The sequence below is a fragment of the Halalkalibacter alkaliphilus genome, assembly GCF_023555415.1.
Classification (GTDB): domain Bacteria; phylum Bacillota; class Bacilli; order Bacillales; family Bacillaceae_D; genus Halalkalibacter; species Halalkalibacter alkaliphilus.
Genome location: NZ_JAKRYL010000002.1, coordinates 313,929 through 334,846 on the forward strand (window position 1 = coordinate 313,929; position 20,918 = coordinate 334,846).

General features: G+C 38.7%; 21 protein-coding genes. 15 read left to right on the forward strand and 6 right to left on the reverse strand.

Going from position 1 to position 20,918, the window contains the following annotated elements; all coding sequences use genetic code 11:
• The first annotated feature begins 49 nt into the window (after positions 1-49).
• Entirely contained in the window at positions 50-856 is an 807-nt protein-coding gene (speD, locus tag MF646_RS03125) for an adenosylmethionine decarboxylase (RefSeq protein ID WP_250095032.1), read from the forward strand.
• Between the two features lie 136 nt (positions 857-992).
• Here speD and MF646_RS03130 read toward each other — a convergent pair whose 3' ends face one another.
• A complete protein-coding gene (locus MF646_RS03130) occupies positions 993-1,133 on the reverse strand; it encodes a hypothetical protein (protein WP_250095033.1) in 141 nt (46 codons plus the stop codon).
• A 122-nt stretch (positions 1,134-1,255) separates the two neighbouring features.
• On the opposite strand from MF646_RS03130, the gene MF646_RS03135 reads away from it, so the two are divergent.
• Both MF646_RS03135 and MF646_RS03140 read left to right on the forward strand, forming a co-directional pair.
• Positions 1,256-1,519 carry an alpha/beta-type small acid-soluble spore protein gene (locus MF646_RS03135; protein ID WP_250095034.1) on the forward strand — a complete coding sequence of 88 codons (264 nt, stop codon included), beginning with the start codon at positions 1,256-1,258 and terminating at the stop codon, positions 1,517-1,519.
• Positions 1,520-1,532: 13 nt separating this feature from the next.
• Positions 1,533-1,700: a hypothetical protein gene (locus MF646_RS03140; protein WP_250095035.1), complete on the forward strand. Its 168-nt coding sequence runs from the start codon at positions 1,533-1,535 to the stop codon at positions 1,698-1,700.
• A gap of 139 nt (positions 1,701-1,839) precedes the next feature.
• On the opposite strand, the gene MF646_RS03145 is transcribed toward MF646_RS03140, so the two are convergent.
• Together MF646_RS03145 and MF646_RS03150 are read right to left on the reverse strand one after the other, a co-directional pair.
• On the reverse strand, positions 1,840-2,859 hold the full coding sequence (locus MF646_RS03145) for a copper resistance D family protein (RefSeq protein WP_250095036.1): 1,020 nt from the start codon (positions 2,857-2,859) through the stop codon (positions 1,840-1,842).
• Between the two features lie 35 nt (positions 2,860-2,894).
• Entirely contained in the window at positions 2,895-3,311 is a 417-nt protein-coding gene (locus MF646_RS03150) for a hypothetical protein (protein WP_250095037.1), read from the reverse strand.
• 133 nt (positions 3,312-3,444) lie between these two features.
• On the opposite strand from MF646_RS03150, the gene MF646_RS03155 reads away from it, so the two are divergent.
• The 6 genes from MF646_RS03155 to MF646_RS03180 all read left to right on the forward strand — a co-directional run bounded on the left by MF646_RS03155 (position 3,445) and on the right by MF646_RS03180 (position 13,129).
• Positions 3,445-4,209, forward strand: coding sequence for a hypothetical protein (locus MF646_RS03155; RefSeq protein WP_250095038.1), 765 nt, complete (start codon positions 3,445-3,447; stop codon positions 4,207-4,209).
• Between the two features lie 45 nt (positions 4,210-4,254).
• Positions 4,255-4,602, forward strand: coding sequence for a hypothetical protein (locus tag MF646_RS03160; protein WP_250095039.1), 348 nt, complete (start codon positions 4,255-4,257; stop codon positions 4,600-4,602).
• 22 nt (positions 4,603-4,624) lie between these two features.
• Complete coding sequence (locus MF646_RS03165) at positions 4,625-4,885, forward strand: hypothetical protein (RefSeq protein ID WP_250095040.1); 261 nt, start codon at positions 4,625-4,627, stop codon at positions 4,883-4,885.
• Positions 4,886-4,901: 16 nt separating this feature from the next.
• The gene (locus tag MF646_RS03170) at positions 4,902-8,567 is read left to right on the forward strand and encodes a multicopper oxidase domain-containing protein (RefSeq protein WP_250095041.1); all 3,666 of its coding nucleotides are present in this window, start codon (positions 4,902-4,904) and stop codon (positions 8,565-8,567) included.
• Complete coding sequence (locus MF646_RS03175; RefSeq protein ID WP_250095042.1) at positions 8,568-9,377, forward strand: hypothetical protein; 810 nt, start codon at positions 8,568-8,570, stop codon at positions 9,375-9,377.
• Positions 9,378-9,487: 110 nt separating this feature from the next.
• Positions 9,488-13,129 carry a multicopper oxidase domain-containing protein gene (locus tag MF646_RS03180; RefSeq protein ID WP_250095043.1) on the forward strand — a complete coding sequence of 1,214 codons (3,642 nt, stop codon included), beginning with the start codon at positions 9,488-9,490 and terminating at the stop codon, positions 13,127-13,129.
• Between the two features lie 161 nt (positions 13,130-13,290).
• Here MF646_RS03180 and MF646_RS03185 read toward each other — a convergent pair whose 3' ends face one another.
• Together MF646_RS03185 and MF646_RS03190 are read right to left on the reverse strand one after the other, a co-directional pair.
• Positions 13,291-13,593 (reverse strand): hypothetical protein, encoded by a 303-nt coding sequence (locus tag MF646_RS03185; protein WP_250095044.1) that lies wholly within the window; start codon positions 13,591-13,593, stop codon positions 13,291-13,293.
• A 32-nt stretch (positions 13,594-13,625) separates the two neighbouring features.
• Complete coding sequence (locus tag MF646_RS03190) at positions 13,626-13,844, reverse strand: hypothetical protein (protein WP_250095045.1); 219 nt, start codon at positions 13,842-13,844, stop codon at positions 13,626-13,628.
• 243 nt (positions 13,845-14,087) lie between these two features.
• Here MF646_RS03190 and MF646_RS03195 point away from each other — a divergent pair, with 243 nt between their 5' ends.
• Positions 14,088-14,594, forward strand: coding sequence for a hypothetical protein (locus MF646_RS03195; protein WP_250095046.1), 507 nt, complete (start codon positions 14,088-14,090; stop codon positions 14,592-14,594).
• Positions 14,595-14,664: 70 nt separating this feature from the next.
• Here MF646_RS03195 and MF646_RS03200 read toward each other — a convergent pair whose 3' ends face one another.
• A complete protein-coding gene (locus MF646_RS03200) occupies positions 14,665-14,943 on the reverse strand; it encodes a hypothetical protein (RefSeq protein WP_250095047.1) in 279 nt (92 codons plus the stop codon).
• Between the two features lie 330 nt (positions 14,944-15,273).
• Between MF646_RS03200 and MF646_RS03205 the strand changes: the two genes are divergently transcribed.
• The 5 genes from MF646_RS03205 to fabF all read left to right on the forward strand — a co-directional run bounded on the left by MF646_RS03205 (position 15,274) and on the right by fabF (position 20,756).
• On the forward strand, positions 15,274-16,407 hold the full coding sequence (locus MF646_RS03205) for a cyclic nucleotide-binding domain-containing protein (protein ID WP_250095048.1): 1,134 nt from the start codon (positions 15,274-15,276) through the stop codon (positions 16,405-16,407).
• A 170-nt stretch (positions 16,408-16,577) separates the two neighbouring features.
• Positions 16,578-16,853, forward strand: a complete 276-nt coding sequence (locus MF646_RS03210; RefSeq protein WP_250095049.1) for an acylphosphatase — start codon at positions 16,578-16,580, stop codon at positions 16,851-16,853.
• A gap of 77 nt (positions 16,854-16,930) precedes the next feature.
• The gene (locus MF646_RS03215) at positions 16,931-18,349 is read left to right on the forward strand and encodes a phospholipase D family protein (RefSeq protein WP_250095050.1); all 1,419 of its coding nucleotides are present in this window, start codon (positions 16,931-16,933) and stop codon (positions 18,347-18,349) included.
• A gap of 202 nt (positions 18,350-18,551) precedes the next feature.
• Positions 18,552-19,496 (forward strand): beta-ketoacyl-ACP synthase III, encoded by a 945-nt coding sequence (locus MF646_RS03220; RefSeq protein WP_250095051.1) that lies wholly within the window; start codon positions 18,552-18,554, stop codon positions 19,494-19,496.
• A 24-nt stretch (positions 19,497-19,520) separates the two neighbouring features.
• The gene (fabF, locus tag MF646_RS03225) at positions 19,521-20,756 is read left to right on the forward strand and encodes a beta-ketoacyl-ACP synthase II (RefSeq protein WP_250095052.1); all 1,236 of its coding nucleotides are present in this window, start codon (positions 19,521-19,523) and stop codon (positions 20,754-20,756) included.
• Positions 20,757-20,918: the final 162 nt, after the last annotated feature.

Consider the following 20,918-nt stretch of genomic DNA (forward strand, 5'->3'; position numbering starts at 1 on the left):
TATAAGACCGAGACTGACAAGATAATGGGAGATAAGGGGGACCTTATTCATGAAAATAACACCAGAACAACGAGTGACGTTGCATGAATTTAATAATTTAACGAAGTCATTAAGTTTTAATATGTATGATGTATGTTATACGAAAACGAAGGCTGAGCGTGAAGCGTATATAGAGTATATTGATGAGCAATATAATGCGGATCGTCTTACGAAAATCCTTGAAAACGTAACAGAAATTATCGGTGCTCATGTGTTAAATGTCGCTAAGCAAGATTTTGTTCCACAAGGGGCGAGTGTTACGTTACTAGTATCAGAGGGGCCGGTAGTGGAAGTACCAACCGAATCTTATGATGAATCACCTGGACCATTGCCAGAATCAGTTGTTTTGTCCTTAGATAAAAGTCACATCACCGTTCATACGTATCCTGAATATCACCCGGTAGAAGGAATTAGTACGTTTAGAGCAGACATCGATGTGTCAACGTGTGGAGAAATCTCACCGCTAAAAGCTCTGAATTATTTAATCCATTCGTTTGAAACGGACATTATGACAATGGATTATCGTGTTCGTGGTTTCACACGGGATATTCAAGGACAAAAGTTATTTATTGATCACGAAATTAATTCCATCCAAAACTACATACCGGATGAAGTGAAAAAATTGTATGACATGATCGATGTGAATATTTACCAAGAAAATATTTTTCACACGAAATGTAAACTAAAAGAATTTGATTTGGATAATTATTTGTTCGGCACAACAAAGGTAGATCTTCATCCAGGAGAAGCGGAAGAAATCACGGCAAAGCTGACAACCGAGATGGATGAGATCTTTTACGGGAAAAACATTCATTAATTAGAGAAGTGTTTCGAAAGCCGATAACAGAGGCGGGGCTGTCCAAAAGGTCAAAATCACGAGGCCACTGAAAAAGGTATGGTTTTGACTTTTTTCAGTGGCCTTTAAAATCACACCTTTTTGGACAGCCCCTTCGCTATTTATTCTTTTTACGAGACGTTTTCATATCATCACTAAAGAATTCGTCACGAACACTTTTTGGGATATGGTTATCTGTTGAAGCATAATTGCCAGCTCTATACGTGTTTTCGTTGTTTAACTTGTCTTTCTTATCCATATCAATCCCTCCTTTGCTTCTTTATTATTGTATTGTTAAGCAGCAATTAACAAAGGTAATTACTACTATGAAAGCTTTTAACAAAAGAGGGAATGATAAGAGTAGAAATGGAGATGATCCAAATGGCGAGAAGAAAAAGATTACTTGTACCTGAAGCAGAACAAGCGGTTAATCACTTCAAAGGACAAGTAATGGCAAAAGAGGGATTCAAAACTTCAAATCCTGAGAATGTAAAATATGAGGTGGCAAAAGACTTACATGTACCATTGCAAAAAGGCTACAACGGTCACCTTACTTCCAAACAAGCAGGTGAGGTCGGTGGCAAAATCGGCGGGAGTATGGTAAAAGAAATGATTCGAATGGCGCAGCAAAATTTAAATAAATGAAGAGGTGGAACTCGTGAAGGAACGAAGAGATGTTTGTGAGGAACCGGTAGAGCATCTATTGCAAGAACAAGAATATGACCATGAATTTGCAGAGGAATTATCAGATGGTGGAGAACGAAATGAGCTTGCAGAAAAGCAGCAAGAAGGACCATCGAGACGCAAACGCATTAGAACTGGGTGAAGTGGTGAATTATTGTTGTCCAAAAGCGGTTAAAAGGAGGTGCTTTTTGTATCTCCTTTTTTGTGCACGAAAAACTAAAACCTTATCTTTAATTTATGTTTGTACAACAAGGTTGTTGTTATAAAGAAAACAGCAGCCACTACGAAAGACTGCTGTCTGAAGAAGGAATAAACGAATGGTTATGTTGATTAGGAGCTTGGTCTATATTATCCGTAGGGTTACCTGGCGGCGAGGTTGCTGAAAGAAGACCGGCTATGATGATTGCAGCAGTAATGACGAGTAACTCAATTCGAATGGTCCATACTAACTTGTTAAATGTCTTTTGTTTATCTAGAGATTTTTCGGCTTTGTTAAGTTTAGGTAACCACACGAGGCGGTGAAATGCGGCAATCATTAAAATAACGATAAAAAGAATAATTTTCCAAATAAGTAAGTCTCCATACTGACTTGTTGTAAGTGATTCCCACGTTCCTATATAAGCGAAGCTCATGATGAATCCAGTAAAGCCAATGACAACAACGAGAACGAAAGCGACGATGGAAAACCATGACAAGCGTTGGTGTATAAATTTTAGTTTCTCTGAAGATTGATCCAAGGCAAAAGAGTAAATCACAAACCCGAGTAATCCACCTACCCATATCCCCGTAGCAAGTATATGCAAAAAATGAGAAAACACCATATTGAATGGCACGGCGTGACCTGAGAGTGAGAACGTTAAGGTGAATAGCAAAAGGAGAACAACTGCAGGCCATTTTTTTTCTGTCCGCTTGATACATAATATAAATAGGACAATCAACAAAGGTCTGAACCATGCAATGATTCCAATCATTGTGGTGGTAGATAAGAGACCGATCATCTTCCAAAGAGCACTGTCTTTGAAATCTCCATTGGTTAAAAATTCGGCCCATATCACTAATTGAGAAAATCCAGTTACTAGGAAAGTAAACAATATAACCAAATAGACCCTCATTTCTTTCTTTTTAGAAAAAGGATGACGTAAAAGGGAAGAGGTTCTCTCACCAATCACCCAGTGGATAAAGAAATAAAGGCCTATGAAACAAATCATTGTAATAGACTCAATGATTTGTATAACAGAATGGGATCCAAAAGTAATAGCTAGAGAAAGAAAAGGGATAAAAAATAACAACCATCTGTACATAAGTTTTTGTCACCACCATTGTTCAACAGTGCTTACTATGATCGAATGGAAAAACAAAGCATACCAATCAAACTAAAGAGAAGAAATTCAGTAAATCCAATTAATAGTAGACTATGTTGGGCCATATCTCCAATCATGGGAGCCATAATCCCAGCCATGACACCGCTTGTTACACCCATAATAACCGTTTGATATTCGACTAACGCCCCGAACACAATCCCTATTACAACCCCTATGATCGTCGTAATGATCGTAATCTCTGTAAAATGTAAAGGAAAATGATAGATAAGGATTAACCCTGATGCAATCGAAATAATACCAGTAGGTGTCATCGCGACATTCATTCCTAAGTGATAGCCAATTAACTTTCTGTACTTAAATAAGTATGCATAAGACATCCCAGCAACAATGAAGTTTGCATAAAACAGAAGCCATAAAATCGAAGCAGTCACAAAAAATCCCTCCCAAGTTCACTATATGCATTTGCCCAAATTTGGTTAGTCAAAAGCCCAGTTTTTCACCAGAATATTCCACAAATAGGAAAACGGTCATATGTTGGGATAAGAAAGGAGGGAGGGGAATGGCATGAAACGATCAGATATCAGATTAGACGAGTATTCGAAGTTGCTCTGGGAGAAGAGAAGGCAAGAGAAGATCAATGAAAGCTTAGAAAATGTTGTGAGTCTACAGAAAGGAAAAGGGCTAACGTCTCCCTCTAGTGAGCTCCCAACAGAAGAATTAAAAATGGTTGAGGATTATATGCACCGTTCCAACTTACTGAATATGGGAAAAGCGTTACCAGAAAGAAAAAAGTTTCTTGTCTTGCGGAAATTTTTTAAACACAAACGCAATCAGCAAGTAGAAGTCTACGTAGAGAATGGTACAAATCCTGTTCAATTTTTAGGGAAAGTCAATACGATAGGCCGTGACTTTGTTACGTTACTCACATTAAAAGATCGGATATGGATTCCGTTTCAAACGATTGAATCAGCGAAAGTCCCTTATGGATTACCAGAAGTTTCATCGACTCATCAACATTTTGTATACGATGAAGAATTACGAACGAAGTTAATTACTCGTTTTAGTGAAACAGTCGCATCAAAAGACGTTTTGGTCCAACAATTTTTTGAAGAAACATTACGAACCAATTTACAGACATGGAAACATACACGTGTTCAAGTTGTAACGAGGGAATCAGAATTCATTGGCAAGATTATTAAATCTGAAAATGACAAAGTGGTGGTAAAAAGTATAAAAGAGGAGCGAGCTATACCACTAAAGGACATCATTTTTATTAAAACAGTCAGATTATTCAGTTTACTTTCATTGTTAGTAAAGAAACAGCGTTAGTCAATCAAGAGGTATAAATCTTACTGCGCGGAGGAATGAACGGATATGGGAAAAAAGAAACAAAAGCAAAAACAGAAACAAGGTCAGAGGAGAGATCTACCGCCATTGTCAGAGTTAGTAGGTACAGACACTGGTTTGATTCGAGACTTAATCGGTGAAGACGTCTTAGTTGTACTCGAGTCCCATCAATTAAATATTTTAGGTCAAACATTCCGACCTATTTTTACAGGAACAATTGTTGAAGTAACGTTAGGCCATCTAACAATTGAAAATGCCATAATCAAAATGCCGAATGCTCCTTTTTTTAAGTTTCCAACGCCGCTGAGTTTTCCAATCGAAAAAGTAGTCGGAATAACCCTTTTTGATCCTGAGACGATTATTCCATTAACGTAAAAGTTTAAAAGGAGAGAGTAGTATGTTGAATCATGATGAACGAACTCAAGCATTAGCTGATCATTTTAGTCAATTTATAGGGAACAGAGTTTTGATCCTTGTTCCACAATTTCCGTTTATGTATATAGGAATTCTTATTGATGTAATAGAAGATCAACTACTCATTGATGTCGAAAGAACTCACATTGAACAATTAGAAAATCGAATTTGGGAAGTTCATATTGATACCCTTCACGCCTTTTTTATTGAAGGAGAAGACGGACCAACAATTCCGGTATTCTAATGAGAGGAGGACTCATATGTTAAGACGATATCACGTGGTCGCGATCCCCATCCGAATCGTGTACAACAACTTCGGTGATCATGACCCAGATGGGCGAATGTATGTGTTAAAAGAAAATGAAGAATTGGTCAGAGATCTTGTTCAAAAAAATCCCTTTACACCTGTTGACTTAGTGGAACCGCTAACCATACGTGCAAATGTTGGGGATGAAGTAGAAATTCTGTTTGAGAATCAACTGAAAACTCCATCTTCCATGCATTTCCAAGAAGCGGATTATGATGTGTTGACATCAGATGGAGCGAACGTTGGGTTCAATCCTGATACAACCGTTGAGCCAGGAGGAGAGATTTTATATTGTTTAAGGGTAAATAAAGAAGGGATTCATTATTTCTCAGATGTTGCAAATCCAATTGAGGGAGAAAATTTAGGAACCAATATCCATGGTTTATTTGGTGCGCTTTTCGTACAAAGAAGAGGATCGACTTGGACGGATCCAGTAACGGGAGGACCAATCAATAGTGGGGCGGTTGCGGATATTCATCATCCTATCCTACCTTCATTTAGAGAATATGGTTACTTTTTTAATGATGAACCAGAAAATGATGATTTAACAGGAAATGAACGGATTAATCCAATGACAGGGCAGCCGGCTGAATCGGTTCACGCCATTAATTATCGATCAGAGCCACTAGCGAATCGAATCAGATTAATCGAAGAAGGAGTCGTAGCACCAGGTGCACATGGTGAGGAGGTGCATCACGATTCATGGGTGTTTGGGGATCCTGCAACACCAACCTTCAGAGGATATGTTGGTGATCCAGTGAAATTTAGGTTGGTTCATGGTGGAGTAAAAGAAACCCATGTGTTTCATTATCATGTTCACCAGTGGTTATTCGATCCTGAAGATGTTGATTCATTTACGAAAGATTCCCAAGCAATCAGCCCGCAAAATCATTATACGATAGAACCATTTTATGGATTAGGAAGCTTACATGGAGCGATAGGTGATGTCATTATTCATTGCCATTTATATCCGCACTTTGAAGACGGGATGTTTAATATCAATCGTATATTTAATACGTTGCAAGACGGTTCACAGTGTTATCCAAACGGTGTGCCTATTAAGCCATTACAACCACTTCCAGATCGACCTTGTCCACCAGAACCAACACTTGAAAGACCTGGGTTTCCAAATTTTATACCTGGGAAAGTAGGGTGTAAAGCACCTAGGCCACCACTTGGAATTGTTGGTGGGAGAGAGATGACGGAACTAGAAGAGAATGCGGCTGTTCCAAATGCAAGACCTGGAGCTGTATTTGTAGATACTTGTCTCGGTAATCCAGTAGTAAAAGAGTTTAATGTCTCATTAATTGAACTTCCGATTACCTATAATAAACAAGGGTGGCATGACCCTAAGGGGAGAATGTATATCTTAGATGAAGATCTAGATGATGTGTTATCAGGAAAAAAAGAGCCTGAACCACTTGTTATGCACGCAGAAGCTGGATCATGTATTCGAATAAATTTTACAAATCGCCTGCCTAATATTCTAGATGGAGATGCTTTCCAATTAGTTACTCGTATATATGAATCTTCAATGCATGTTCACTTTGTTAAATTTGACGTGCTTGTATCAGATGGAGGGAACGTAGGGTGGAACTATGACAGTAGTGTTCTTCCTGGAGAAACAATCCGTTATGAATGGTATGCGGATGTAGAACTAAAAGCAACCTTCTTCCACGATCATCTATTTGCGTCTTCACAGCAACAACATGGGGTTTTTGGTTCTATAAACCTTCTTCCTAGATTTTCTTGTGTGTTTGATTCTTGCACAGGAGAAGAGGTCGACCATGGAACACAGGTCACGGTAACAAACCCGATTATTCCAGATTATCGTGATTATACACTGTTTATCCATGACTTTGCCTTATTATTTGATGAAAATAAGTGTCCAATTGAACCGCCACCATTTCCGGGCTCCCAAGAAGATCCAGGAATATTCGGTGTGAACTATAAAAATGAACCATTGCAATTTAGGTTAGGTAAGGATTGTGACCCTGCATACTCATTTAGTTCTACTGTTCATGGTGATCCAATTACACCACTTTTAAGGGCATATGAAGGAGATCCAATAAGATTTAGGATTTTACAAGGAGCCCATGAGGAGAGTCATAGTTTTAATGTCCATGGGTTAAAATGGAATGAAGCACGTAGAGACGTAGATTCAAATGAAATCAATCAGGAGCACCTTGGTATATCAGAGTCATTCACTTTTGAAACGTTTGTTCCACTATCAGGTGATTATTTATGGGCTTTTGAAGACGCAGAAGACCTTTGGTGCGGTACGTGGGGAATTTTGAGGGCGTTCGATGAAGAAGTCGCCGATTTGATTCCATTACCAGACCGGCCATTGCCTCCTCCTAGAACCCGTCCTCTCCCAGAAGTAACTGGATGTCCTCCAGAAAAAGCCTGTGATGATGGTCTTGTTTGTCCTGATGGTGCGCTAATCCGCAGATATGATGTTGTTGCTCTTCAAACATGTATTCAATATAACGAATACGGGGACCACGATCCTTTTGCAATTATCTTTGCTCTAGCTGAAGATGTTGATGATATTTTATCTGGAAAGATTAATCCAGAGCCATTGGTCTTAAGAGGGAACGTTGGAGAATGCGTTGAAGTTAATTTAGTAAATATGTTAGATCCAGACTTATTTCACAATCAAGATGGAGTTCACAAGTATCCTGATTTGAAGTTGCAAGCATTTTACCCTCCTTCACCTCGAATTTCTCTTCATCCGCAGCTTGTAGAATTTGATGTGAAATCATCAAGTGGTGAAACAGTTGGATTTAATCCCGACCAAACAGTTGGGCCTGGTGAATCTATCACGTATCGCTGGTTTGTAGATAAACCTTATGGTGTTTGTAATATGTGGGATATGGCAGACATCCGAAATCACCGTCACCATGGAGCATTTGGTGCATTTATATGTGAGCCAAGAGGATCCGTCTATCTTGACCCTTGCACATTAAAGCCTGTGAAGACAGGAACAAGTGTTGTGATTAGCAATCCACTTCTCCCAGACTATAGAGAATTTGTTCTGTTAATGCATGATGGTGTGAGATTACTAGATAAAAACGGGCAATTGATCGTTGATCCGTTAGATGGAATATTGGAGGAAACCGATCCAGAGGAGTTTGATACGTATGATCAAGGGTCACGTGGATTTAATTACAGAACAGAGCGATTAATTAACCGCTATACGGAGAAGTTTATTATTCAAGATTGGCCTAGTTCAATCACATTCCGAGACCCCGCCACTCCTGTATTCGAAGCTTATGCAGGAGAGCCAACAACTGTACGTTTAATAACACCAGCAGAACGAAGAAGGTCAAATTCATTTCATATTCATGGGCATTACTGGAGACGTGATCGTGAAGATGTAGATTCTAGTTTCAGATCTGTCAGAGGACAAAATATAATTGGTGCAAAATTAGATGCTCGTCTTGCTTATGGAGCTGGAGGTCTTTATAGTTTCCCAGGAGACTATCTGTACCGTACCGGAAATATTAGATGGAATATTGAATTAGGAATGTGGGGAATTATTCGAGTACATGACAAACTGCAACCGAATCTTCTACCTATTAAAGATTTATCATGCCTTGATCCGGAGGTGGAATAAATGAGTCACGATCATGATTGTAACGAATTTCGCTGTCCGCCGTTTGTCCCTGCAGACGCACCAGATGATTTTTGTATACCCGAAGAATGTTGTCCCAAGCAAATCCCAACGCCAAAATTCCCGTCACCGACCTCTTGCCTTCCTGAAGATGTGTTAGAAGAGCTTGAGGAAAGAATTAGAGCAGCCAATCAATTATTATTGAGCCTAGCTTTGAATAGAAGAAATAGAGCTGAAGGAGCAGCCCATATCGAGGAAGAAGAAAGGTTGCGAGAGGCTTTTGAAGGATTGCTAGGGCAATGCATTCGAGTTCAAGTTGCCAAAGAAGGGCAAAAGCGTAAATTGCAAGTGACTGGACATCTATGTTTCGTAGGAAGAGATTTTGTCCTGCTTCAAGATGAAAAAGATAAGCTCCTCATTCAATTAGAAGATGTTTGCTCTATTAAACATCCAAAGAGATTTATAGAGCCGTTGCACAGACAGGACTTAATTGCTATTGATCCATGTCTCAGACGTGCTATTACTCTAGATTTTGGTGCAACGGTAGCTAGGTCTCCTGAGTTGATCCAGTTATTTTTTGGCTTAACCCTAAAAACATTTCTTTGCTTTCTTGAACAAGATAAAAAGAGAATTGTTGTAAGAACACAGAAAAAGAACATGGCTGGTGAGTTTGTTGATATGGATGACCATGTTTTGGTTTTTTGCAAAGGGAAAAGAGAGATGCGAATTAGGAGGGAAGATATAAGCGTCATTAGAATAAGCATATTTAAAAAGAGAAAACGAAGACAAAGAAGAAGACGAAGACGTAAATAGTTTTATAAATCCTTTAGATAAAGTAAATGTGATCAGCATTTATTCATCTAAAGGATTTTTGACACTTTTGTAAACTGGTCCTAGTTAATTTGTAAAGGAGAGATAGTAAGGTGTTACGAAAGTATCATGTTGTCGCTATTCCAATCCGAATTGTTTATAACAATTTCGGCGATCACGATCCCGATGGAAAAATGTATGTATTAAAAGAAAATGAAGATAAAGTGCGTGAATTAGTTCGAAATAATCCCTTTAGTACAGTTGACCTCGTTCAGCCTTTAACAATTCGAGCAAATGCAGGCGATGAAGTAGAAATTTTGTTTGAGAATCAATTACAAACTCCCTCATCTATGCATTTTCAAGAAGCGAATTATAATGTCATGACTTCTGATGGAGCAAATGTAGGCTTTAATACAGATACAACCGTTCTTCCTGGCGAGGAGATACTTTATCGATTAAACGTAGATAAAGAAGGCGTTCATTATTTTTCCGATATGGCTAACCCAATTGACGGGGAAGATTTGGGAACAAATATTCATGGTCTGTTTGGTGCTATTCTTGTCCAAAGAAGAGGTTCAACTTGGACTGATCCAGAAACAGGAGGCCCTATTAATAGCGGTGTTTTTGCAGATATTCATCATCCGTTATTACCATCATTTCGAGAATATGCCTGGTATTTCAATGATGAACCAGAAGGTGATGATTTAACAGGAAATGAGCGTATGAATCCCATGACGGGTCAGCCTGCAGAAACGATTCATGCTGTTAATTACCGGGCTGAATCATTAGCCAACCGAGCGAGATTAATAGAAGAAGGAGTTGTAAATCCTGAACTTGATGGAGAAGAGGTGCATCATGATTCATGGGTGTTTGGAGATCCTGCAACCCCCATCTTAAAAGGGTATATCGGGGATCCAACGAAAATTAGATTAATTCATGGGGGCGTGAAGGAAACCCATGTATTTCACTATCACGTACACCAATGGCTTGCTACACCGGAAGATGTTGATTCTAATATCATTGATGCTCAAGCAATCAGCCCGCAAAATCACTATACAGTGGAACCTTTATATGGATTAGGAAGTTTACATGGGGCATATGGAGATGTCATTATTCACTGTCATTTATACCCTCATTTTGAAGATGGAATGTGGGGTCTTAACCGAATATTTAATACGTTACAAGACGGTTCACAGTGTTACCCAAATGGTGTTCCGATCGCTGCGTTACAGCCATTACCAGATCGGCCTTGTCCGCCGGAACCGACGTTAGAAAAACCAGGTTATCCAAACTTCATTCCAGGAAAAGTTGGATGTAAAGCACCAAGGCCTCCACTTGGCATTGTCGGAGGTAGAGAAATGACAGAACTTGAAAAGAATGCTGCTGTTCCTAGTGCACGACCAGGTGCCGTATTCGTTGATACCTGTCTGGGAAATCCCGTTGTGAAAGAATTTAATGTCACTGCAATAGAATTACCTCTTATTTATAATCGTGAAGGCTGGCATGACCCAAAAGGCAGAATTTATGTGTTGGATGAAGATTTAGAAGATGTTCTTTCAGGGAAGAAGGAGCCCGAACCACTAGTCATTCATGCAGAAGCTGGTACGTGTATCCGCATCAATTTTACGAATCGACTTCCAAATATACTTGATGGAGATGCATTTCAACTCGTGACAAGAACGTATGAGTGCGGCGCACATGTTCATTTTGTGAAATTTGATTCGATTGCTGGAGATGGTTCAAATGTCGGTTGGAATTATAACAGTGGCTGTCTCCCTGGAGAAACCATTCGATATGAATGGTATGCAGATGTTGAGCTAAAAGCGACCTTTTTCCATGATCATATTTTTGCTGTGGCTCAACAACAACATGGTCTGTTTGGTTCCATTAATATACTGCCAAGGTTTTCATCCGTATTCGATTCAAAAACAGGAGAAGAAGTAGATAGAGGTACGCAGGTTACAGTAACCAATCCGCTCATCCCAGATTACCGCGACTACACTTTATTTATTCAAGATTTCACTCCACTGTTCGATAAAGATAATTGCCCAATTGAACCACCTCCGTTTCCAAATTCACATGAGGATCCAGGAGTATTTGGTGTCAATTACAAAAATGAACCACTACAGTTCCGCTTAAACAACAATTGCGACCCTGCTTATGCATTTAGTTCTACGGTGCATGGTGACCCAGTAACACCATTACTTAGGGCATATGAGGGAGATCCAATCAGATTTCGAATCTTGCAGGGTGCACATGAAGAATCTCATAGTTTCAATGTCCACGGGTTACGATGGAATGAAGCAAGGCGAGATTTAGATTCAAATGAAATAACTGCAAAGCATATCGGAATATCTGAGTCATTTACGTTTGAAACGTTTATACCGCGTTCAGGAGATTATTTATGGGCTTTTGAAGATCAAGAGGATTTGTGGGTAGGTACTTGGGGGATCTTGCGGGCCTATGACGAGGAAGTCTGTGATTTAATCCCATTAGCAGACCGACCATTGCCGCCACCACGAGTCACTCCATTACCAGAAGTGACGGGAAGTCCTCCTGTAAAGGCCTGTGATGATGGTGCGATTTGCCCTGAAGGTGCTCCGGTTAGAAGATATGATGTTGTTGCATTTCAAACGTGTATTCAATATAACGAATATGGTGATCATGATCCTCATGCGATTGTTTTTGCACTAGCTGAAGATGTCGTTGATATTTTATCTGGTAGAATAAACCCAGAACCGTTAGTATTAAGAGGAAATGTAGGAGACTGTGTTGAGGTTCATCTAGTAAATAAATTAGATCCAAAATTGTTTCATAACGAAGATAGAGTTCATCACTATCCAGATATAAAAGTAGCAGCGTTTTATCCGCCATCACCTCGCATATCTCTGCATCCACAGTTGATTGATTATGATGTTAAGTCCTCAAGCGGGGAAACGGTTGGCTTTAATCCTGATCAAACAGTAGGACCGGGAGAATCGATCACGTATCGTTGGTTTGTAGATAAAGCATACGGTGCATGTAACATGTGGGATATGGCTGATATACGAAATCATCGACACCACGGTGCGTTTGGAGCCTTTATTGCAGAAGCTAGAGGGTCAGAGTATCTTGACCCACTAACGCTAGAACCGGTTAAAACAGGTTGCAATGTCATTATTTCAAATCCAGTAACTCCAGATTTTAGAGAATTTGTTCTTTTGCTGCATGATGGTGTACGACTGTTAGACAAAAACGGGCAGCTTATCGTAGATCCGGTAGATGGTCTGTTAGAAGAGATAGATGAAGAAGAATTTGACACGTATGATCAAGGGTCTCGTGGTTTTAACTATCGTACGGAAAGACTAATAAATCGCTTTAGCGAGAGTTTGATTATTAATGATTGGGCAAGTTCGAAAGCATTTCAAGATCCTGCTACCCCTCTCTTTGAAGCCTACCCAGGTGAGCCTGTGACTGTACGTTTAGTTACGCCAGCAGAGAGAAGAAGGTCAAATAGTTTTCATATTCATGGTCATTATTGGAGAAGCGACAGTGAAGATGTAGATTCTGTTTTTAAGTCAGTTAGAGGACAAAATATAATCGGCGAAAAATTAGATGCCAGGCTTACGGGAGGAGCAGGGGGAACGTACCATTACCCAGGCGACTATCTGTATCGAACTGGAAATATACGTTGGAATGTAGAACTTGGATTATGGGGAATTATGCGTGTTCACGATAAACTTCAAGCACATCTTCCACCTATAAAAGATATATAGTGATAAAAAATGGAGGTACGGAATTCGGCCACTATTATGACCAATACGTGTAATTAATAGATTGAAGGAAAAGGTAGTTCAAAAGATGCCTTTTTCTTTTGTTTGTGAACTAAAAAATAGTGTGTTTCTAGATCGAAACACACTAAAAAATCACTAATCATTTAGCAGTGCTTTTTATCATCTAACTTAAAGAACTTAATTTCATCTAATGGCACGATCATAAATCTATTTTTATGATCTTTGCACGTGCAATCACGTTTTTTACGACCTTTACAGTCACAGTCTCTTCGACGTTTTTTGTCGTCATCTAGTTTTTCTACTTCCACAAAGTCACGTCCAACATGGCAGATGATTGCTCGGAATTCTCTACACTCATCTCCACATTCAATCTCAAATTTCACAACACACCCAATCAGCTGACGCAGTCTAAATGCAAATCCACCATCAAGGCCTCTTAGGCGCACATTAAACCTGTCATCACATATTCCATGTCTTGTTAAACAGTGGTGATCTCTGTGTCTAAAGTGGTGGTCAAAGTGTCTATCTCTATGATCGAATCTTCTGCGGCAGTCGCATAAGCTGTGGCAACGGTGATGTCTGTGAAAATCATGATGTCTGCGAAAATCATGGTGGTGTCTAAAATGACGGAAGTCAAACCCGCAATGGCAACGTGAGAAACAATCATGACGCACTCTTCCACAAGAATGACATTCAAAGCTATGGCTCATTGATTCATTCACCTCTTTCATTAGGATCTACTATATCCTATGAAGAAAGAGATAGATCGAAAGGTACAAGCAACCAATATTAACTGAGCACTAATCTATTTTCGCAGCCTAATTACCTTATTTTGGTATTCGGAAGATTTCATACTCGATAAAGCCCAATCTTCTTTGGATACACACTTAGAAGGTCAATGTCCCATATAATAATCATAATCAGAAAAGGAGAGAATGGAATGGCTATGAAGACGTATGTAAAAGAGATATCTAAGTCAATACCTAAAATATTTAATGAAACGTGTCAAGGTAATCAGAGTATGTATTATTCTAGAGGTAAAACAGGAAAAAAAGACGATGATTTTGTGACATTGAGAGAGTTGGAACATCAGTTAACAGACCTTTTAGGTTCAACTAATACTGAAGAAGAGGATGTAGAGAGTCTTTTCACACAACTTGTCCAAGATTACAAAGAACAATTAGATAGAAGTAAGGAACTAGAGAAAAAACAAAAGAATCTACCCGTATATAAAAGTCCATTTGTTCCATTATTTCAAACATTACCAGCAAATTTTCCGGTAAACGAGGTTCTTCTAAATGGAGCTGCTGTTGAAGTAGCAAGGTTCATTAATATTAGTGCAGAGGGAACGATTGTCCATTTTACTGACGACGAAAGTAGTATGAAATCCTTTGATATTAATAAAATAGATGGCATTCATTGGGGGAGAGAAGATCTTAATGCTTAAAGATTCTACCTGATGCTAATAATAAAAGGGGAAGGCGGTAAGATGTCTTCCCCTATATGAAATAGGAACATTATGCAGGTTCTACATCTTCACCAAATGCTACACCTGATACTTTATCAACATCTACGACAATTACTTGCCCGTCTTCGTCAATAAAGTAAGCGAGGCAGTCACATAGGTTAGAGAAAGCTGCCACTGGTACTAACTTTCCTTTTAAGAAAATGCCGCCAACTGGATAGTTAGGTGGAAGTTTTTTTAGGATTTCCTCAACACCACATTTCTTATCTCTGCGATCTTTTAAAAGGTCTCTAAGAAGATCCTCAAGTCCTAAATTTTTATTTAGTGACATATTTCATTCCCCTTTCTAATTTTTTCCTCCACTTTTATTGTAGAGATAGTATACTATATGACAAAAAGTGTAGATTGCATGGACTAGTATACTAATTTTTAGAAAGAGGCTTTTGTTTATTGAATTTGTTTTTATTCAGCTTGTACACTATACGGTATTAACTTACTTACAACAACAGCAAACTTAAAGCATTTTTAAAAGGAAATGTGACGTTATATTCATATGAGAACGACAGATTACTAAAAATTAGCACAGTCGCATACCTTCATTCCTAATCTCTACTACAGTATAATGGTTACTATAAAATTATTATACTAGGAGAATATTCAGATGATTAGTACAAACGTAGACTTATCCGCAGAGATGAAAAGCAATCATCTGACAGCCGAGTTCACTGAACATGAGATGAAAATGCTCAGTAAATTTTCTGAGCTTGTCTATTATAAAAAAGGCGACTTCATCATAAAAGAAGGAGAGCCGAATTCGTTTTTATATATAATAAAAAGCGGCATGGTTCAACTGTTCAAAGGAGACAAAAGCCTCGTTTATAAAGACGGAGCTATGTTTGGCGATCGTACTTTCTTTGATGAATCGCAGCAGCAAACAGAAACGGTTATCTCTCAAGGTCCGACTTCAGTTATTAAAATCAATGTCGCAATGCTCTTTGCGGCAGATCGATATAAAGATCTTCAAGTACGGCTGCTTAGTAAGGTGGCGTCTCAATTATCGACCGAATTAGAGCAAAGAAATGAGCGAGAAAGAAAATCGTATAAAGCATTAGGGATGTTAACAACCAATTTATTAACAGTAACATCTATTTATACGCTCTTATTAATTTCACTTACCGTATTTGTTGAAGCAGTAGGTGTGTCCACCTATGTTGATATTAGTATCATAATCATTTTTGCATTAGTTATGGTAATAATTATGAAAAAAAGTGGCTATTCGTTTGAATCATTTGGCGTAACGACGAAAAATTGGAAGCGGCATAGTAAAGAAGCCATACTATTGACACTCCCTGTTTTATTCTTTTTCTTGATTTTAAAGTGGGGGTTAATTACATTTATACCTGCGTTTTCTCACATTCCTTTGTTTAACATAGAAGCAACGTTTGCAGACATCGGATTTTCGTATTCCGTGTTCGCATTTTCTGTAGTAGTCTATATATTGTTTTCTGTTGTCCAAGAGTTTATTGCAAGAGCAGGATTGCAATCTGCATTGTACAAGTTTCTTCCTTATACAAAAAGGAAAGTTTTAATATCGATCTTGTTATCAAATTTATTGTTTGCGATGGCACATTCGCATATAAATATTTGGTTTGCCCTGACGGCTTTTCTACCTGGTCTGTATTGGGGATGGATGTTTGCTCGCCAACGCTCTCTTGTGGGAGTTTCTATCTCTCATATGATGATCGGGATCTGGGTGTTATTTATTTTAGGTTTTACAGAATTCCTAACTTTGTAAAAAATCACTTAGCTAGGTATTGAGCAAGTTAAAAATGCAGCCACTATATTCACTTCTTAAGGGGGGTACCAAAAGGTCAAAGCTCGACCTTTATCGGTACAGCCCTTTTGCTTTTCATTTTTTGTGAAACTAGGTACCCTGATTGTAGAAACAGTGAAGGGAGAAATTTGATGTTAGTACATTATCAGGCAATCGTTCATGGAAGGGTTCAAGGAGTTGGGTTTCGTTATTTTACTCAGCATGAAGCTTTGAAGCACAACATTAAAGGGACTGTTCAAAATTTAGAAAATGGATCGGTTAAGATCGATGCAGAGGGCTCTAGGGAGGACATGTCAGCATTTATTCAAGCGGTGAAAAAGGGTCCTATGTTTTCTAAAGTGACAGATGTTGAGTTACACGAACAAGAAGAAACAAAGCAGTATACATCCTTCTCAATTGTCTACTAAACCGAGAATATTGAATGATTTTTTTACATGATTGAGATACTAACACAATCGAATTTTTTATGTAGGTGTTGGTGTAGATGTTAAAGAAACTTTTTTTAGTTTTGTTTGTCGTTCTCATTATTACCGTTGTTCCGTATACGGTGTATGGGTTATACAAACCTCTTCCTGAAGGGGTCTCGTATGAAGGAAATGTGCATCATGTAACGAATGTAGAATTTTTATCTGATTTGACTTATGAAAAAGATGGAGAATTAGTACGTGATCATCACATTTTTGAGCGTGTGATTGAAATGATTGAGGAAGCGGAAAATTTTATCGTGTTTGATATGTTTTTGTTTAATGACAAGTACGATGAAGATAAGGAATACCCGGACATTACGGATCGGATTACAAAAGCATTAATTAAGAAAAAAGAAGAATCTCCAGATCTTGAAATTACTTTTATTACGGATGAAATTAATACGACTTATCGTTCTCATCCTTCTAAACATTTAAGCGCTCTTGAGGATCATGGTATCGATGTCATTTTAACAAATTTAACGCCGCTTAGAGACGCGAATCCGATCTATTCAGGTTTTTGGCGAGCTTTTTTACATGTGTTTGGACGTGAAGGCGAAGGGTGGATTCAAAATCCGTTTAGTGACAATGGACCAAAAGTGACCTTAGGTTCATACCTGAAAATGTTAAACTTGAAAGGAAATCACAGGAAAGTGATGACAACGGATAAAAGAGCGATGATTACGTCAGCTAACCCCCATGATGCAAGTGGCTATAACTCTAATATTGCCTTTGTTGTGGAAGGGAATATCATTGATGATATTTTACAATCAGAACAAGCTGTTGCAAACTTTTCAGGAGGAAAGAAATTACCTGATTTCACTGAAAATAAACAGGAGACAGGAGATATTTCTATTCAATTGCTAACCGAAGGGAAAACAAGGTCGCATCTCCTTGCAGAGATTCAGCAGACTAAAGCGGAAGACTGCATTTATATTGGGATGTTTAACTTTGCTGATAGTGGGGTCGTAAAAGAGCTAGTCGCAGCATCCGAGCGCGGTGTAGATGTTCAAATGATCTTAGATCCAAATGAAACGGTATTCGGAAATGAGAATATTGGTATCCCTAATAGGCCAGTCGCCTATGATTTAGAAGAGTATGGAAATGGCAACCTAAATATAAAATGGTATAACACCCATGATGAGCAGTATCATTCAAAGATCATATTGATTGAAAGGGATGAAATGAGTACGATCATTGGCGGGTCAGCTAATTTTACAAGAAGAAATTTAGATGATTTTAATCTGGACACTTCTTTAAAAATTGAAGCGTCCAATGATAAAGAGATTGTACAAGAAGTGAGTCATTACTTTAAGAAACTGTGGAACAATGAAGAAACCACCTACACAGTTACAGTAGATGAATATTTAGAAGACTTCTCTGAATACAAAAAATATTTATTTCGTCTACAAAAAAAGACAGGATTAACGACGTTTTAAAGATAATATATATGAACTAGTGAGGTTGTTTCATAAGGGATTTGGCCTAGGGGTCAGAAACTGATTTGAGACAACCTTTCTAGTGTAACCAAAAAATACATTGAAAAAATCGCAGCATGTCCTTCAAAAATAAGAGGACATGCTGTAATATAGTTAATAGGAGATATTATGACCTAGTCATAATTAAAGTTAGGGTGATGAAATGAAGCGTGTTGGTATCATCGGAATTGGTGCGTATGTTCCAGATAATATTGTAACAAATCGTGACTTAGAAAAACGTGTAGATACAACTGATGAATGGATACGAACTAGAACTGGAATAGAGGAACGTAGAATTGCATGTGATGATATTGATACGTCTCATATGGCAATTATGGCTGCAAAAGAGGCGATAAAAGATGCTGGAATTGAAGCTGAAGATATCGACTTAATCTTAGTAGCGACGGCAACTCCAGATTATTCGTTTCCATCTGTAGCTTGTTTAGTTCAAGGTGCACTAGAAATTCAAAATGCAGCGGCAATGGACATTAGTGCGGCTTGTTCAGGATTTGTTTATGGAGTCGTGACAGGTCAACAGTTTGTTCAGAGTGGGACTTACAACAATGTTTTGGTTATCGGTAGTGAGAAATTCTCTAAAATCGTTGATTGGTCAGACCGAGATACGTGTGTGTTATTTGGTGATGGTGCTGGAGCTGTTGTATTGAGTACCGTTTCAGAACAAAGAGGTATTCTGGCAGTTGATTTAGGTGCTGATGGAAGTGGTTCGGATCATTTATTGGTAGAAAAAGAATCGAACTATGTTGCAATGAATGGGAGAGAAGTATTTAAGTTTGCTGTAAGGCAAATGCCTGAATCTAGTTTGAACGTAGTAAAAAAGGCTGGTTTATCGAAAGAAGATGTGAATTTTCTAATACCGCACCAGGCCAATATGAGAATTATTGAAGCGGCTAGAGAACGGCTAGGACTTGAGAAAGGACGAGTCTCAACCACTGTTAGAGAACATGGAAATACATCAGCTGCGTCTATTCCATTGGCGCTATATTCAGAAATAAAAAATGGCAATATTCATGATGATGATGTTATTGTCATGGTTGGTTTTGGTGGAGGTTTAACCTGGGGTTCATTCTGTTTAAAATGGGGAAGATAATACGGTTAAAAGGGGAGTAAGCATATGAAAAGACGCGTGGTTGTTACGGGAATTGGAGCAGTGACACCGTTAGGAAATGATGTTGTCACAACATGGAACAATGTAAAAAAAGGTGTTTCGGGTATTGGACCGATGACTAGAGTAGATTCAGACCAGTTTAACGTGAAAGTGGCTGGTGAGGTAAAAGAGTTTGTTCCATCTGAATTTATGGATGGCAAAGAAGCACGAAGAATGGCTCGTTTCACGCAATTTGCGATTGCAGCAAGTAAGATGGCTGTAAAGGACGCAGAATTACAAATTGGCGATAACATTGAAGCAGAGCGTGTAGGCGTATGGATCGGTTCTGGAATTGGTGGATTGGATGCGTTTGAAGAGCAACATAAACGCTTTTTAGATAAGGGACCAAAACGGGTGAGTCCTTTTATTATCCCTATGCTGATTCCTGATATGGCATCAGGAAGGGTGTCAATTGAGACAGGAGCGAAAGGAATTAATAATTGTTCAGTAACAGCCTGTGCTTCAGGCGCTAATTCCATTGGTGATGCATTTCGTGTCATTCAAAATGGTCAGGCTGACGCGATGATTACCGGTGGAACAGAAGCTGCAATTACAGATATGACGATTGCTGGATTTGCTAATATGACGGCCTTATCTACAAATCCAGATCACAAGACAGCAAGTCGTCCGTTTGATAAAAACCGCGACGGCTTTGTGATTGCAGAAGGTTCAGGCGTTCTTATTTTAGAAGAATTAGAACATGCGCAAGCGCGTGGAGCGACGATTTATGGAGAGATCGTCGGTTACGGAGCAACTGGTGATGCTCATCACATTACCACTCCGGCACCTGAAGGAGAAGGTGGTCAACGAGCAATGAAATTCGCACTATCTGATAGTGGAATATCTCCAGAAGAAGTAGATTACATTAACGCTCATGGGACAAGTACTTATTATAATGACCTATATGAAACAGCCGCTATTAAGGAAGTCTTTGGTGAACATGCCTATAAGCTTTCCATAAGTTCAACAAAATCAATGACTGGACACTTACTAGGGGCTGCTGGTGCAATTGAAGCGATTTTTTCATTGTTAGCAATGAGAGACGGGGTTGTTCCACCGACGATCAATTATGAAACGCCTGATGAAGAACTTGATTTAGACTATGTTCCAAACGTAGCGAAAGAAAAAGAAGTCAACGTTGTGTTCTCGAATTCGTTAGGGTTTGGCGGCCATAATGTAACATTGGCATTCAAGAAAATATAATTTTTACCAGGGGTGTTTCAAAAGGTCTGTTTTGAAACACCCCCCTCTTTTTTTCTTAAAAATGTCGTACTTGTAAGCAGAGCTGAATCGGTTATTTTCTAGGAATATGCCTGAAGATCCCCCATAAAATGTGAAAAAAACATACTAACATTAGTAGTGAAA

Coding starts and splice junctions, on each gene's coding strand:
- MF646_RS03155 (WP_250095038.1), top strand. CDS start 3,445: ATGAAACGATCAGATATCAGATTAGACGAGTATTCGAAGTTGCTCTGG.
- MF646_RS03170 (WP_250095041.1), top strand. CDS start 4,902: ATGTTAAGACGATATCACGTGGTCGCGATCCCCATCCGAATCGTGTAC.
- speD (WP_250095032.1), top strand. CDS start 50: ATGAAAATAACACCAGAACAACGAGTGACGTTGCATGAATTTAATAAT.
- MF646_RS03215 (WP_250095050.1), top strand. CDS start 16,931: ATGTTAAAGAAACTTTTTTTAGTTTTGTTTGTCGTTCTCATTATTACC.
- MF646_RS03195 (WP_250095046.1), top strand. CDS start 14,088: ATGGCTATGAAGACGTATGTAAAAGAGATATCTAAGTCAATACCTAAA.
- MF646_RS03130 (WP_250095033.1), bottom strand. CDS start 1,133: ATGGATAAGAAAGACAAGTTAAACAACGAAAACACGTATAGAGCTGGC.
- MF646_RS03145 (WP_250095036.1), bottom strand. CDS start 2,859: ATGTACAGATGGTTGTTATTTTTTATCCCTTTTCTTTCTCTAGCTATT.
- MF646_RS03165 (WP_250095040.1), top strand. CDS start 4,625: ATGTTGAATCATGATGAACGAACTCAAGCATTAGCTGATCATTTTAGT.
- MF646_RS03205 (WP_250095048.1), top strand. CDS start 15,274: ATGATTAGTACAAACGTAGACTTATCCGCAGAGATGAAAAGCAATCAT.
- fabF (WP_250095052.1), top strand. CDS start 19,521: ATGAAAAGACGCGTGGTTGTTACGGGAATTGGAGCAGTGACACCGTTA.
- MF646_RS03160 (WP_250095039.1), top strand. CDS start 4,255: ATGGGAAAAAAGAAACAAAAGCAAAAACAGAAACAAGGTCAGAGGAGA.
- MF646_RS03220 (WP_250095051.1), top strand. CDS start 18,552: ATGAAGCGTGTTGGTATCATCGGAATTGGTGCGTATGTTCCAGATAAT.
- MF646_RS03175 (WP_250095042.1), top strand. CDS start 8,568: ATGAGTCACGATCATGATTGTAACGAATTTCGCTGTCCGCCGTTTGTC.
- MF646_RS03210 (WP_250095049.1), top strand. CDS start 16,578: ATGTTAGTACATTATCAGGCAATCGTTCATGGAAGGGTTCAAGGAGTT.
- MF646_RS03135 (WP_250095034.1), top strand. CDS start 1,256: ATGGCGAGAAGAAAAAGATTACTTGTACCTGAAGCAGAACAAGCGGTT.
- MF646_RS03200 (WP_250095047.1), bottom strand. CDS start 14,943: ATGTCACTAAATAAAAATTTAGGACTTGAGGATCTTCTTAGAGACCTT.